Source organism: Streptomyces sp. MP131-18 (assembly GCF_001984575.1).
GTDB lineage: Bacteria > Actinomycetota > Actinomycetes > Streptomycetales > Streptomycetaceae > Streptomyces > Streptomyces johnsoniae.
This window is the reverse complement of sequence record NZ_LZNS01000001.1, coordinates 6420230-6432635: the sequence shown is the minus strand read 5'-3', so window position 1 is coordinate 6432635 and position 12406 is coordinate 6420230. Positions and strand designations below refer to the sequence as shown.

The following is a 12406-nucleotide window of genomic DNA, read 5'->3' as shown; positions in this document are numbered from 1 at the left end:
CACACCCGGGCGCCGGACCCTGCGGGGGTGGAAAACTCATTCCCTCGCCTGACCCGGATCATGCCGGAGGGCTTCCTCCCGATGATACGAGGAACGGGACTACTGGTCCCCCGGGAGTCCGGCGAGCAGGTGCAGCCGGCCCGCGATGGCCTGGAACGCGGGCAGCGCGGCGGCCTCCGCCTCCAGGCTGGTCAGGGCCTGCAACGCCGCCGGCTCGGCATCCATCAGGGAGCCCGGCACCAGATCCGCGAAGATACCGACGCCCTGCACCTCCCCCGGGACCAGGCCCGCGGCCCCCACCAACGCCGTCAGACGCCCGACGGTGAACCGGTGCGGCACCGGATCACCCTCGCCCCAGCGCCCGGCCGGGTCCGCGAGCACCTGTCTGGCCTCCGTGAACCGCCCGGCCAGCGCCCGGGACAGCACCGCGCCACCCGCGCCCGCCACCAGCAGGCTCACCGTGCCGCCGGCCGGCCGCAGCGCCCCGGCCACGGCGCGCAGCGCCGCGGCGGGATCATCCACGTGCTCCAGTACGCCGTGGCACAACACCAGGTCGTACCGCTCGCGTCCGGCGACGTCGAGGAGGTCGTGCGTATCGCCCTGGACGCCGGTCACCCGATCGGCCACCCCCTCCTCCGCGGCCCGGCGCTCCAGCGCGAACAGCGCGTCCGGGCTCGGGTCCACGACCGTCACCCGGTGGCCGAGGCCCGCGACCGGGACCGCGAAACTGCCGCTGCCGCCACCGGTGTCGAGAACGTCGAGCGCCTGCCGCCCGGCCGCCTCCGCGCGCCGCACCAGCGCGGCGCGCAGCACCTCCCACACCACCCCGGCCCGCAGCGCGGCGTGCGGTCCCGGCAACGGGGCCGCCGCGGCCCGGGCCCTCGACTCTGACGGCATGGCAGATGGCTCCTCGGTGCGCTGTGGCGGGGGCGTCACCACCCTACTTCGCGGCGGGTCCGCCCCGGTCCCCCTCCGCCCGGAGCACCGGCTGCCGCAGCAGACGGTCCTCCACCAGGCGCAGGAAGAAGCCGGCGGCACGGCGCAGGTCCGCCGCGTCCTCCGGGCCGGCGACATCCCTGATCCCCGCCTCTATCCGGGCCCGCCGGTCGGCGCTCGCGGCGAAGAGCAGGCTCCACTCGGCCAGCTCGGGGGCTATCTCCGGCAGCACCTCCCACACGCTGCGGATGCGGCGCCGGCCGCGCGAGGTGGTCTCGGGGCGGCCCCGGACCGCGAGCACGGCCGCCGCCGCGCGCAGGGCGGCGAGGTGGGCGGCGACGTAGGACTCGCCGGGGTCCGTCAGCGCCGCCGCCTCGTCCAGGCCGCGCGATGCCTGCGCGAGCAGGCCGAGGGCGGCCGGCGGCGCGGGCGCCCGGCGCGGCACGGGGTGCACATCGGTCGGGAGTCCGGTCATGACGAGCCTCCAGTCAGTCGTCACTCACGTCGGTCGGCGGTGGGTCCGCCGGGGTCCGGTTGCGTCGTGCGGTGGTCCTCGGCCTCGTGGGCCGCGGCGGTGCGGCCCGTCGATCCATACGTTTTGCTCGGTGCGTGCCATGCGTTCCGTGCGCTGCTTCTGCGCGGTATGCGTACCTGTGCACATGGTGACGCACGGCACTGACAATCCCTCCGGCAAGCCGTCGAGGGGGGAGGTAGAGAATCGCCCCATGACTAGGACGGGCACGGGCACCCGACGCGGCGCGACCCGGCAGCGGCTCTACGAGGCCGCGGTGGCGCTCATCGCGGAACAGGGCTTCTCCTCCACCACCGTGGACCAGATCGCCGAACGGGCCGGCGTGGCAAAAGGCACGGTGTACTACAACTTCGGCAGCAAGACCGAGCTTTTCGAGGAGTTACTGCGGCACGGCGTCCGCCCGTTGACCACGTCCCTGGAACACGCGGCGCGGGCGGCGTTCGCCCGGGGCGGCGGCGCGGCCGACGCGCTGGACGAGGTCGCCAGGGCGGGCCTGGTCTTCATCGCCGCGCACCCGGACCTGGCGCGGCTGCTCGTCGCGGAACTGTGGCGGCCCAACCGCGCCTGGCACGCGACGCTCGTCGAACTGCGCGGGCAGGTGGCGGAAGTGGTCGAGGAGGTGCTCGTACGGGGCATGAAGACCGGGGAGTTCGACGGGGGTCTGGACGTCGGGCTGATCTCCGGGGCCCTCATCGGCACGGTCGTGGCCGGCGCCCTGGACTGGCAGACCTTCCACCCGGGCCGGCCGCTGGACGAGGTGCACGCCTCGCTGTCCCTGCTGCTGCGGGGCCGTCTCGCCGGAGGCGACAGGCCCTAGCGGCCCGCGCACCCCCGGCGAGGCTCCCACCCCCGGGACGGCAGGGCCCCGCCCGCTCCGCCGCCCCGTGCCGGCGGTGCGGTCCCCCCGGGGCCTGCCAGGAACAACCTTCCCGCGGCCGCACCTCCCCTCCCATCGGCGCTCGTACTCAGGCGCCTACTCACCCGGGTACTCAGGCCGGGTAGGGTGCTGGCCCATGTCCCGGATCGTGGTGGTCGGCGCCGGCATGGGCGCCATGGCGGTTGCGGCCCGGCTGGCCAGGGCGGGCCACCGGGTGACGGTGCTGGAGCGCTCCGGCACCCACGGCGGCGCGGTCGGCCGCGCGGAACGTGACGGGTTCGCCTTCGACACCGGGCCCGGGCTGCTGTACTTCCCCGCCGTCTGGCGGGACTTGTTCATCAAGACCGGCCGGGTGGAGCTCGCCGGGTGCGTGGACCTCGCCCGGGTCGACCCGGCCGTGGAGCACCGGTTCACGGACGGCACCGCGGTGCGGCTCCCGGCGGGCCTCGGCGGGGTCAGACAGGCCCTGGACGCGGCGTTCGGCGGCGGCGCCGGGGCGCGCTGGGCCGAGCTGCTCGGGCGGGCGCGGGAGACGTGGGAGGCGACGCGCCGCCCCCTGATGGAGGAGCCGCTGACGACGCCCGTGTCCGCGCGGCTGACCGGGGAGGGCGACCCGTATCCGGCGAGGCGCGGCGTGCTGCGCCGCCGCCCGGCCACGCTCGCGGCGCTGGCCGCACAGGAGTTGCGCGACCCGCGGCTCGCCGCGCTGCTGACCGGCCTGGTGCAGGACTACGGCTGCGATCCGGAGCGCGTGCCGCCGAGCGCGGCCGTCCTGGCCTATATCGAGCAGACCTTCGGCACCTGGTATCCGGCGGGCGGGATGCGGGCCCTCGCGGACGCCGTCCACCGGCGGTGCCTGGACCGCGGCGTGGAGTTCGCGTTCGGTACGGCCGCGGCCCGGCTGCTGTCCCGCGACGGCCGCGCGGCGGGCGTGGAACTGGCCGACGGCCGCAGGCTCCCGGCCGACTCGGTCGTCTGGAGCGCCGCGGGCGTCGGGGCACCGCCCTCGGGCAGCAGCCGGTTCACGCTGCTGCTGGCGCTGCGCGGCGCTCGGCCCGCGGGCACCCCGCACCGCACGCTGGCCCACGCGGACGGCCTGACCGTCTCGGTACTGCGCCCGGACGACCCCGCGCTGCGCCCCGACGCGGAGCACGAGACTGCCGTGCTGTCGGCGCGGGTGCCCACGGGCACCGACGGGCCCGACTGGTCCGCGCCCGCCGTGGCCGCGCGGTGGGCGGAACGGCTGCTGTCCGCCGCCGACGCGGCGGGCCTCGCGCTGCGGGAGCGCGCGTTGTGGCACGAGGCGCGCACCCCGCTCGACATCGAACGGCAGACCGGCGTACCGGGCGGGGTGGTGCCGCCCCCGGCGTTCGCGGGCGGCGGCGGCGCCCACCTGGCGGCGGCCACCACGGGCCGCCTGCCCGGCGCCTACCGGGCCGGGGCGCTGGCCCACCCGGGCGGCGGCCTGGCCAACGCCGGAATGTCGGGGGCACTGGCCGCGGGCCTGATCACCGAGGGCCCCGACTGGCGCGGCTCGTCCTAGATCCCAGGCCCAGGCCCTGGGGCCGCGGCTCGGCCGCTCCGCGGCCGTCGCGCGCCGGGTGGAGGGGTCAGTAACGCTGATCGTCGGTGAAGTAGTAGCCCTGGCCCGAGGAGTCGTAGCCGTCCCGCCCGGGGGACGGGTCCTGCTGCGGCTCCTGCGGGTAGCCGTAGCCGGGCTCGGGCGCGGCCACGGACGGCTCGCGCTGCTGCGGCACCCACAGCCCGCCGGGCGGCGTCTCCTGGTAGTACGGGTCGCCGCCGCCGGCCGCCGGCCAGGCGGCCGTGCCCTGCTCGTCGCCGTAACCGGTCTGCTGGGCCGGGTAGTCCTGGGCGTACGGCTGCGCCTCCTGCTGGTCGGTGCCGGGGTAGGACGGGCCGCCGCGCCAGCTCTCCGCCGGGGACCCCCAGCCGGCGGGCTCGGCGGCGTACTGCCCGGCGTAGGTGTAGCTCTCGCCGGTGTCCTGCGCCCCGGGGTACGGCTCCTGGTACCCGCCCGGCGCGTAGGAGTCCGCGTAGTCGGCGGCGGGCTGCGGCTGCCCCGCGGGCTCGGGAGGTATGCCGTCCCCGTAGTCCGACGCGTCCGGATAGTCCTCGGCGCCGGGGCGGGCCGCGGCGAACTCCGCGGTGGCGGGCCCCTCGTCGGGCGGGGCGGCCGACGCGTCCGGTACCGGCGGCATCGGCTGCACCGAGCCGCCGCCGCCCGCCCGGCGCCGCTTGCTGGTGCCCGGCTTGCCGCCGAGCGCCCAGCCGGTGGAGAAGCCGCGGCGGAAGGAGAGCGTGACGAACGTCTGCCCCGTCGCGAAGGCCACCGCGCCGAGCGCGATGACGGGCACCGAGGGCAGCAGGACCCCGATCACGACGCCGAGGAAGCCGCTGAAGGCCACCAGCCGCCAGCGCAGCCGGGCCTTGTACTGGAGCAGAACCTCACCTAGCAGCCACAGGGCCACGACGCCAAAGGCGAGGTAGAGGACCGTCCAGCCCATGTACGCCCCTCTCTGCGCAGATCCGGCCCTAAGTCCGTTGGTCCAGACCCAGGTTCCGGTAGACATCCAGCGTCGCCGTGGAGTGGGTCGACGTGTTCAGCGTGATGAAGTGGAGTCCGGGAATGTCCTCGTCCATCAGCCTCGCACAAAGCTCCGTGGCGAAGTCAATCCCGACCGAGCGTACAGCCATCGGGTCGTCTTTGACCGCGTGGATGCGCCTTTCCAACTCCGGTGGGAACGCCGCATTGCTGAGCTGCGTGAACCGCTCGATCTGCCGTACGTTCGTGATCGGCATGATCTCCGGGATGATGGGGGTCTCGCAGCCCGCGGCGGCGACCCGGTCGCGCAGCCGCAGGTAATCCTCGGGGTAGAAGAACATCTGCGTGATGGCGAAGTCGGCTCCGGCGCGGCACTTGTTGACGAAATGCCTGATGTCGGTCTCCCAGTCCACCGACCGCGGGTGCATCTCGGGGAACGCGGCGACCCCGACGCAGAAGTCGCCCGCCTCCTTGATGAGCGCGACCAGCTCGGCGGCGTAGCCGACGCCTTCCGGATGTCTGGTCCACTCCCCCATCGGATCGCCCGGCGGATCGCCGCGCAGCGCCAGCATGTTGCGGATGCCGGCGCCCGCGTACTGGCCCACGATGTTGCGCAGCTCGGCGACGGAGTGGTTGACGGCGGTGAGGTGCGCGACCGGGGTCAGCGTGGTGTCGGTGGCGATCCGCTCGGTGGCCCGCACGGTGCGCTCCCGGGAGGAGCCGCCCGCGCCGTAGGTGACCGAGACGAACGTGGGCGCCACCGCCTCGACCCTGCGGATCGCGTTCCACAGGGTGCGCTCGCCCTTCTCGGTCTTCGGCGGGCTGAACTCGAAGGAGAACGAGCGCTCACCGGCGGCGAGCAGCTCGCGCACGGTCTGCGCCCGTCCGGTCATCCTGCTGGCGATCCCAGAAGCCATGAGTGCAGGTTACCCACGGCGCGGAACGGATCACCCGTCCGTCCGGCCCGCGGACGCCCGCAGCCGGCCGGCCAGCTCCGCCGCCGCCGCGCCCGGATCGGCCGCCTGCGTGAGGGCCCTGACAACCACCACGCGGCGCGCGCCCGCGGCCATGACCTCCGCCAGATTGCCCGCGTCGATGCCGCCGATGGCGAACCACGGACGGTCACCGGCCACCGACGCGGCGTACCGCACCAGCGGCAGGCCGGGGGCGGCCCGGCCCGGCTTGGTCGGGGTGGGCCAGCACGGGCCGGTGCAGAAGTAGTCCACCGCGGGGTCGGCCAGGGCCGCGTCCACCTGGCTCTCGCTGTGGGTGGAGCGGCCGACGGCGACGCCGCCGCCCAGGATGGCCCGGGCGGCGGCGACGGGCAGATCGCCCTGGCCGAGGTGGAGCACGTGGGAACCGGCGGCGTGCGCGACATCGGCCCGGTCGTTGACGGCGAGGAGCTTCCCGTGCCGCCGGCAGGCGTCGGCGAAGACGGCCAGGTGCTCCAGCTCCTCGGCCGCCTCCATGCCCTTGTCCCGCAGCTGCACGATGTCGACGCCGCCGGCCAGCACGGCGTCGAGGAAGGCCGGCAGATCGCCCTCCCGCCTCCTGGCGTCGGTGCACAGATAGAGCCGGGCATCGGCGAGCCGCATGGGTCCCCCTCGGGTCGTGACGGTGGTCAGTCTCACGCGGTGGTCAGCTCACACGGCGAGCGCCTGGGCACGGCGCTTCACCTCCGTGCCCCGATTCTCGCGCAGGGCCTGGGCGGGCGTGCCGGGGAGGCTGTCGTCCGGTGTGAACAGCCACTCCAGCATCTCCTCGTCGGTGAAGCCGTCGTCCCGCAGCAGGGTCAGGGTCCCGACCAGGCCACGGACGATCTTTCCCTCGCCGATGAAGGCGGCGGGCACCTGGAGGATGCGGCCCTCCCCCCTGCGCACCGCGATCAGCTGGCCTTCCTTGACCAGCTGGCGGACACGCGTCACCTCCACCTCCAGCTCGTCTGCGATGTCGGGGAGGGTGAGCCAGGCGGGGACGAGAGCGTCGGTCTTCGCATCAATCTCGGTCACCCCTCCAGCCTGCCATCTCGCACCGACAGTCGTCAGCGGGCGGTGGCCTTGAGTGGTACGGACGGGTCGGCGACGAGCGCGGGGTCGAGGGGCACGGCCCGCTGGAGCAGGCGGCGCCCCTGCATGAGGTCGCGCGGCTTGTCGACGGTCAGCAGCGCGGTGGGCGTGCCGTCCGCCCGCAGCCAGCACACCGACCAGGCGGCGTCCCCCGCGGCCGGGTCGCCGCGCCGCACCGGCAGGTCGCCCTCGGCGTGCCGGCCCGCGAACTGCACGCGGCGGCCGAACTGCTCGGACCAGAAGTAGGGCACCGGGTCGTGGACCTCCACCCGGCCGAGGATGCCGGCGGCGACGGTGGCGGGGCCGGTCAGCGCGTTGTCCCAGTGGTGGACCAGCAGCCGCCTGCCGTACCTGGCGGAGGGGTAGGACGCGCAGTCCCCCACCGCGTACACGCCCGGTGCGTCGGTGCGCAGCCGTTCGTCCGCACGGACGGAGCCGTCGGGCGCCAGGCCGATCCCTGACCCGGCCAGCCAGCCGGTGGCGGGCCGCGAGCCGATGCCGACGAGAACGGCGTCCGCGCCGATGACCGTGCCGTCGGCCAGCTCCACCTCGCCGTCGCGGACCGCGGTGACCGCGTGCCCGGTGCGCAGCTCGGCGCCCGCCTCGGCGTACCACCGCCGCATGGGCTCCGCGAACGCGGCGGGCAGCGCGCCGGGCAGCGGCTGGTGCGCCGCCTCGACGACGGTGACGCGGCAGCCGGCGGCGCGGGCCGCGGTGGCGGTCTCGGCGCCGATCCAGCCCGCGCCGACCGCCACCACGCTGCGGCGGGCGTCGAGGACCCGCTTCAGGCGGCGGGCGTCGTCCAGGGTGCGCAGCACGGAGACGTTCGGCTGCCCGGCGGTGCCGGGCAGCGTGACCGGCTCGGCACCGGTGGCCAGCACGAGGTGGTCGTACGGCAGCGGCCCGGTGTCGGTGTCGAGCAGCCGCGCGGCGGGCCGCAGCCCGGTCGCGGCGCGGCCCGGCAGCAGGTCGATGCCGAGGGCGGCGAAGTCGATGTCCAGTGCGGTGTCCGCGGCGTCGCCCGTGCCCAGGAGCACTTCCTTGGACAGCGGCGGTCTGTCGTAGGGCGGGTGGGGCTCGGCGCCGAGCAGGGTGACCCGTCCTTCGAAGCCCTGCTCCCTCAGCCGGGCGGCCGTCCACGCGCCGGCCAGCCCCGCACCGACGATCACGGCACGCTCATCAGTCACGGGCTCCAGCCTACGAGGGTATAAATGCGGGGTGACCACGGAGCCGCCCTCGCCGTCCAGGCCCGTCACGCTGGAGCACGTGGCCCGCGCCGCCGGGGTGTCGCGCGCCACCGTCTCCCGGGTGATCAACGGCGAGTCGACCGTCGACCCGCGCCTGCGCAAGCTGGTCGAGGAGGCGATCGCCCGCACCCGTTACGTGCCGAACCGGGCGGCGCGTTCCCTGGTGACCCGGCGCACCGACTCGGTGGCGCTCGTGGTGTCGGAGCGCGAGCAGCGGGACGTGTCGGGGCCGTTCGTCGGGCGGATGTTCTCCGACCCCTACTTCGGGCGCGTGGTGACCGGGCTGCTCGAAGTGGCGCGCCCGCGCGGCGTGCAGGTGATGCTGATGCTGGCGGACGACGAGGCGTCGCGCACGCAGCTGCTCGGCTATCTCCGGCAGGGGCACGTGGACGGGGTGGTGCTGATCTCCTCGCACGCGGCCGATCCGCTGCCGCGGCTGCTGGCCTCGACCGCGCTGCCCGCGGTGCTCGCGGGCCGGCCGGCGGCGCCGACGGCCATCACCTACGTCGACGCGGACCAGCGGGCCGGGGCGCTGCTGGCCGCGGAGCACCTGGCGGCGACGGGGCGGCGGCGGGTGGGCGCGATCGCCGGGCCGCAGGACATGACGGTCGCCCAGGAGCGGCTCGCCGGCTTCCGCGCGGCGATGGCCGAGCACGGACTGCCCGAAGTGCTTTGGGCGGAGGGCGATTTCACCCAGGCGAGCGGCGCGCTGGGGATGAAGCGGCTGCTCGACCGGTGCCCGGACCTGGACGCCGTGTTCGTCGCGTCGGACCTGATGGCGCTGGGCGCGGTGGCGGCGCTGCACCGGCACGGCAGGCGGGTGCCCGACGATGTGGCGGTGGTCGGCTTCGACGACAGCAGCTCGGCGCTGGCCTGCGATCCGCCGCTGACGACGGTGCGTCAGCCGGTGGAGGAGATGGCGGCGGAGATGGCGCGGCTGCTGCTGCGGCAGATCGACACGGGGGAACGGCCGCTGCCCTCCGTGGTGTTCCCCTCCGCGCTCGTGGTGCGGCAGAGCGCGTGAGCGCGCCTGTCAGGGGACGTGGCGAGCCGCCGGCGCCCGGGGAAGGTCGGGCGCCGGCGGCCGGCCGGCTCACTGATAGACGCGGACGTAGTCCACGCGCATCTGCTGCGGGAAGACCGTGGAGCCGTCGGGCGGCCCCGGCCAGTCGCCGCCCACCGCGGTGTTCAGGATGATGAAGAAGTCGTGGTCGAAGACCCAGGGCCCGACCGTCCTCTCCAGCTCCGCGCGGTCGACGGTGTGGACGACCTGGTCGTCCACGGTGAACACCATGCCCTGGCTGTCCCACTCCACGGCGTAGACGTGGAAGTCGGCGGAGGCCGGCTCGGGCAGCTCGTAGGAGTTGCCGTGGCCGCCCGCGCCGTTGTAGGCCGGGGCGTGCAGCGTGGAGTGCACGGTGTTGGGCTCGTGGCCCACGTGCTCCATGATGTCGATCTCACCGGTGTAGGGCCAAGGCCTGCCCTCGGAGTAGAAGTCGGAGCCGAGCATCCAGAACGCCGGCCACATCCCGCGGGTGCTGGCCACCTGGATGCGGGCCTCGACCCGCCCGTAGGTGAAGTCGAACTTGCCGTAGGTGTTGATGCGGCCCGAGGTGTACTGGCAGGTGGTGCTACCGCTCAGCGGGTCGGGCGGGCACGCGGACCCGGGCGTCTCCTCGCGGCGCGATTCGATCACCAGACTGCCGTTGCCGTCCATCGTGGTGTTCTCGTTGTCGGTGTACATCTGGAGTTCGTTGTTGCGGCCGTTGCCCGGGTCAGCGCTCCACTTGGCCGGGTCCGGGGTGGCGCCCGCCGGGCCGTCGAACTCGTCGCTCCACACCAGCTCCGGCGGGTCGGACGGGTCGGGCGGCAGCGGCGGCGGGGTCTCGGGGGAGCCGCCGGTGCCGTACACCTGGAACTCCCACAGCGAGTACCCGTAGCCGTTCGACCGCTCGGTGCCGTACATCCGCACGTAGCGGCCGGTCCCGGTGACGGCGATGTCCTCGCGGTAACCGGGGCCGTCGGTGTTCTCGTGGACGGTCTCCCAGTTCTGGGCGTCGTCGGAGACCTGGATCTGGTAGTTGACGGCGTAGGCCGGGTCCCACTGGAGGACGACGCGGCTGATGTCGGCGGTGGCGCCCAGGTCGACGTAGAACCAGCCCGGGTCCACCCAGCCGCCCTCGGGGGAGGTGGCCCAGCGGCTCGCCGGGTCGTTGTCGAGCGCCTTGTCCGGGGTGCACTCCCAGCAGCTGCCGTCGTTCTGTGACGTCGACGCCTGCGCCGGCTTGTTGTAGGACAGCAGCACCTCGTCGGCCGCGGCCGAGGAGGGTCCGGCCGTGGCGATGAGGCCGAGGAGCGTCGCCGTTGCGGCCACCGCCGCGGCCGCGACGCGCGGCAGGCGCCTCCTCGGTTTCTTGGCATGCATGATCTCGTCCTGGTCCTTTCCTTGGTGGGGGGTGCGGCGGCGGGGCCGCCGGGCGGGGTGCGCGGGGTCAGCCGCCGAGCCGTTCCAGCTCGGCCAACTGGCCGGTGCGCGCCTCGTCGAGGTCCGCGGCGAGTGCCGTCGCGGCTTCGGCCGAGCCGGCGTCCCGTTCGGAACGGGACACGCGTGCCGACTGCTCCAGGTGTTCCGCGACGAGGGCCATGGCCTCCCGGTCGAAGTCCTCGTCCCGGGTGCCTTCGAGGGCCGCCAGTTCCTCGTCGGTGACCATGCCGGGCATGCTGTGGCCCTCGTGCACGTTGGTGTAGGTCACGCCGGCGTCGCGGAGCAGGGCGTGCAGGCCGGTCAGTTCGGTCTCGTGGCCCGCGGCGAGTTCCTCGGCGAACTCCCTGAGTTCGGGGGCGGAGCCGCGCCGCGTCACCTCGTCGAGCAGGGGCAGCAGCTGGTCGTTCATCGGGATCATCAGCTGCGCCCAGGCGAGGTCCGTGGGGCTGAGGTCACCGGCCGCGGCCGGCTCGCCGGCCGCCTCGGTCGCCCCAGCCGTGCCGCCGGTGTCCGTCGCCGCTGCCGGACCGGTGCCGGCGCCCGCGTCCTCCTCGGGGCCGCCGTCCGAACCGCCGCAGCCGGCCAGGAGGAGGCCCGCGAGCAGCGCCGCGGCGGCCCGCGCGGCCGGGGTGAGTGTCATCGGAATCCCATCCCTCTCGTCCGGTGCCGGCCCGCGGTCGCGGGCCGGCACGTGGGTACGGCCGGCTACGAAGGAACGCCGTCCGTGCCGCACTTGATGACGGGATTGATGCAGTCCCGCACCCGCCGCTCGAGTTCGTCCTCGGGCCAGGCGTTGAAGAAGTCGCCGTGCATGGTGTATCCGGGCCCGGATGCCAGCTCGAATCCGGACGGATCGCCGCTGACCGGGTAGCGCAGCACCTGCCTGAGCTTGGGCACCGCGACCGGGTGGGTGGCGGGGCACTCGCCCGCGACCGGGTACGCCATGTGGCTGGTGAAGTCGGAGGACTCCAGGTCCCGGCCGTTCCAGCACTGCGGGAAGTCGAGGTACGACTCCAGCGCCGTGCCGGACGGGCAGTTGACGAAGTCCTTGGAGGGGTTGACGTGTCCCGCGTGCAGGCAGGACCAGCGGGCCGAGGATTCCTCGGGCCCGGACGCCAGCGCGTTGCCCGCCACGAGCTTGAGCCCCTGCGGGAACGGCTGGATCTGCCCGACGACGTCCTGGTTCACGCCCTCGCCGAGGTAGTAGAACGTGGCGCTCTGCGGCTCGACCGGCTCGCCGTCGACGAACAGGGTCGGCACCCAGTACGAGGACAGGTCGACGGATGGCTCGCAGGTGCTGTCCCCGGCGAGCAGGTCGCCGAGGTTGGTGTAGGCGTCCGTGACCGTGCTGCCGAAGAAGCTGTGCGAGTGCGAGGCACCGGGCAGTCCGGGGAAGACGATCGGGTCGTCCGGGGCGCGGTGGCTGAACTCGCACTCGGCGACGAACTCGGCGACCCGGACCGCCCGGGTTCCGGCGTCGGCCTCCTCCGTGGCCGTGGCCGTGGCCGTGGCGGCCGTGGAGGTGATCAGGGAGGCGACCAGGGACACGGCGGCCAGGGCGCTGAAGAGGGCGCGGCGCGGCCAGCCGCGGCGGCCCGGCGGAGCATCGTGCGCAGGTGGACGTTTCACATGCTCTCCTTCACGAGTGGGGGGCTTCCAGAGAGCGCTCTCTGAACCGGGAACTTAGAAGTGGCCGCGAG

Annotated in this window: 12 protein-coding genes and 1 pseudogene; 3 read left to right on the top strand and 10 right to left on the bottom strand. The window is 74.5% G+C overall.

What is annotated here, in order from left to right:
- Window positions 1-99: 99 nt before the first annotated feature.
- Both STBA_RS28685 and STBA_RS28680 read right to left on the bottom strand, forming a co-directional pair.
- Window positions 100-897 (bottom strand): methyltransferase, encoded by a 798-nt coding sequence (locus STBA_RS28685; protein WP_077061966.1) that lies wholly within the window; start codon window positions 895-897, stop codon window positions 100-102.
- A 43-nt stretch (window positions 898-940) separates the two neighbouring features.
- The gene (locus STBA_RS28680) at window positions 941-1411 is read right to left on the bottom strand and encodes an SAV_6107 family HEPN domain-containing protein (protein ID WP_077061965.1); all 471 of its coding nucleotides are present in this window, start codon (window positions 1409-1411) and stop codon (window positions 941-943) included.
- 250 nt (window positions 1412-1661) lie between these two features.
- Between STBA_RS28680 and STBA_RS28675 the strand changes: the two genes are divergently transcribed.
- Window positions 1662-2285, top strand: coding sequence for a TetR/AcrR family transcriptional regulator (locus STBA_RS28675; protein ID WP_077061964.1), 624 nt, complete (start codon window positions 1662-1664; stop codon window positions 2283-2285).
- A gap of 196 nt (window positions 2286-2481) precedes the next feature.
- The gene (locus tag STBA_RS28670) at window positions 2482-3888 is read left to right on the top strand and encodes an NAD(P)/FAD-dependent oxidoreductase (RefSeq protein WP_077061963.1); all 1407 of its coding nucleotides are present in this window, start codon (window positions 2482-2484) and stop codon (window positions 3886-3888) included.
- Between the two features lie 67 nt (window positions 3889-3955).
- On the opposite strand, the gene STBA_RS38070 is transcribed toward STBA_RS28670, so the two are convergent.
- From STBA_RS38070 to STBA_RS28645, 5 genes are read right to left on the bottom strand one after another with little or no spacing between them, the layout of a single operon-like run.
- Complete coding sequence (locus STBA_RS38070) at window positions 3956-4870, bottom strand: hypothetical protein (RefSeq protein ID WP_077061962.1); 915 nt, start codon at window positions 4868-4870, stop codon at window positions 3956-3958.
- Between the two features lie 28 nt (window positions 4871-4898).
- A complete protein-coding gene (gene metF, locus STBA_RS28660; protein ID WP_077061961.1) occupies window positions 4899-5825 on the bottom strand; it encodes a methylenetetrahydrofolate reductase [NAD(P)H] in 927 nt (308 codons plus the stop codon).
- A 30-nt stretch (window positions 5826-5855) separates the two neighbouring features.
- Window positions 5856-6503, bottom strand: a complete 648-nt coding sequence (gene thiE, locus STBA_RS28655) for a thiamine phosphate synthase (RefSeq protein WP_077061960.1) — start codon at window positions 6501-6503, stop codon at window positions 5856-5858.
- Window positions 6504-6551: 48 nt separating this feature from the next.
- On the bottom strand, window positions 6552-6917 hold the full coding sequence (locus tag STBA_RS28650; protein ID WP_077061959.1) for an Rv2175c family DNA-binding protein: 366 nt from the start codon (window positions 6915-6917) through the stop codon (window positions 6552-6554).
- Window positions 6918-6949: 32 nt separating this feature from the next.
- Window positions 6950-8161 carry an FAD-dependent oxidoreductase gene (locus tag STBA_RS28645; protein ID WP_077061958.1) on the bottom strand — a complete coding sequence of 404 codons (1212 nt, stop codon included), beginning with the start codon at window positions 8159-8161 and terminating at the stop codon, window positions 6950-6952.
- Between the two features lie 31 nt (window positions 8162-8192).
- Between STBA_RS28645 and STBA_RS28640 the strand changes: the two genes are divergently transcribed.
- A complete protein-coding gene (locus STBA_RS28640) occupies window positions 8193-9245 on the top strand; it encodes a LacI family DNA-binding transcriptional regulator (RefSeq protein ID WP_077061957.1) in 1053 nt (350 codons plus the stop codon).
- A 69-nt stretch (window positions 9246-9314) separates the two neighbouring features.
- Here the strand turns inward: STBA_RS28640 and STBA_RS28635 are convergent.
- The 3 genes and pseudogenes from STBA_RS28635 to STBA_RS28625 form a co-directional block, all read right to left on the bottom strand.
- Window positions 9315-10529: pseudogene (locus STBA_RS28635) on the bottom strand (family 16 glycosylhydrolase); the annotation flags it as partial.
- Between the two features lie 184 nt (window positions 10530-10713).
- Window positions 10714-11346 (bottom strand): DUF305 domain-containing protein, encoded by a 633-nt coding sequence (locus STBA_RS28630; protein ID WP_077061955.1) that lies wholly within the window; start codon window positions 11344-11346, stop codon window positions 10714-10716.
- A 65-nt stretch (window positions 11347-11411) separates the two neighbouring features.
- The gene (locus STBA_RS28625; RefSeq protein ID WP_107485279.1) at window positions 11412-12263 is read right to left on the bottom strand and encodes a DUF1996 domain-containing protein; all 852 of its coding nucleotides are present in this window, start codon (window positions 12261-12263) and stop codon (window positions 11412-11414) included.
- Window positions 12264-12406 lie beyond the last annotated feature (143 nt).

Coding starts and splice junctions, on each gene's coding strand:
- STBA_RS28685 (WP_077061966.1), bottom strand. CDS start 897: ATGCCGTCAGAGTCGAGGGCCCGGGCCGCGGCGGCCCCGTTGCCGGGA.
- STBA_RS28680 (WP_077061965.1), bottom strand. CDS start 1,411: ATGACCGGACTCCCGACCGATGTGCACCCCGTGCCGCGCCGGGCGCCC.
- STBA_RS28675 (WP_077061964.1), top strand. CDS start 1,662: ATGACTAGGACGGGCACGGGCACCCGACGCGGCGCGACCCGGCAGCGG.
- STBA_RS28670 (WP_077061963.1), top strand. CDS start 2,482: ATGTCCCGGATCGTGGTGGTCGGCGCCGGCATGGGCGCCATGGCGGTT.
- STBA_RS38070 (WP_077061962.1), bottom strand. CDS start 4,870: ATGGGCTGGACGGTCCTCTACCTCGCCTTTGGCGTCGTGGCCCTGTGG.
- metF (WP_077061961.1), bottom strand. CDS start 5,825: ATGGCTTCTGGGATCGCCAGCAGGATGACCGGACGGGCGCAGACCGTG.
- thiE (WP_077061960.1), bottom strand. CDS start 6,503: ATGCGGCTCGCCGATGCCCGGCTCTATCTGTGCACCGACGCCAGGAGG.
- STBA_RS28630 (WP_077061955.1), bottom strand. CDS start 11,346: ATGACACTCACCCCGGCCGCGCGGGCCGCCGCGGCGCTGCTCGCGGGC.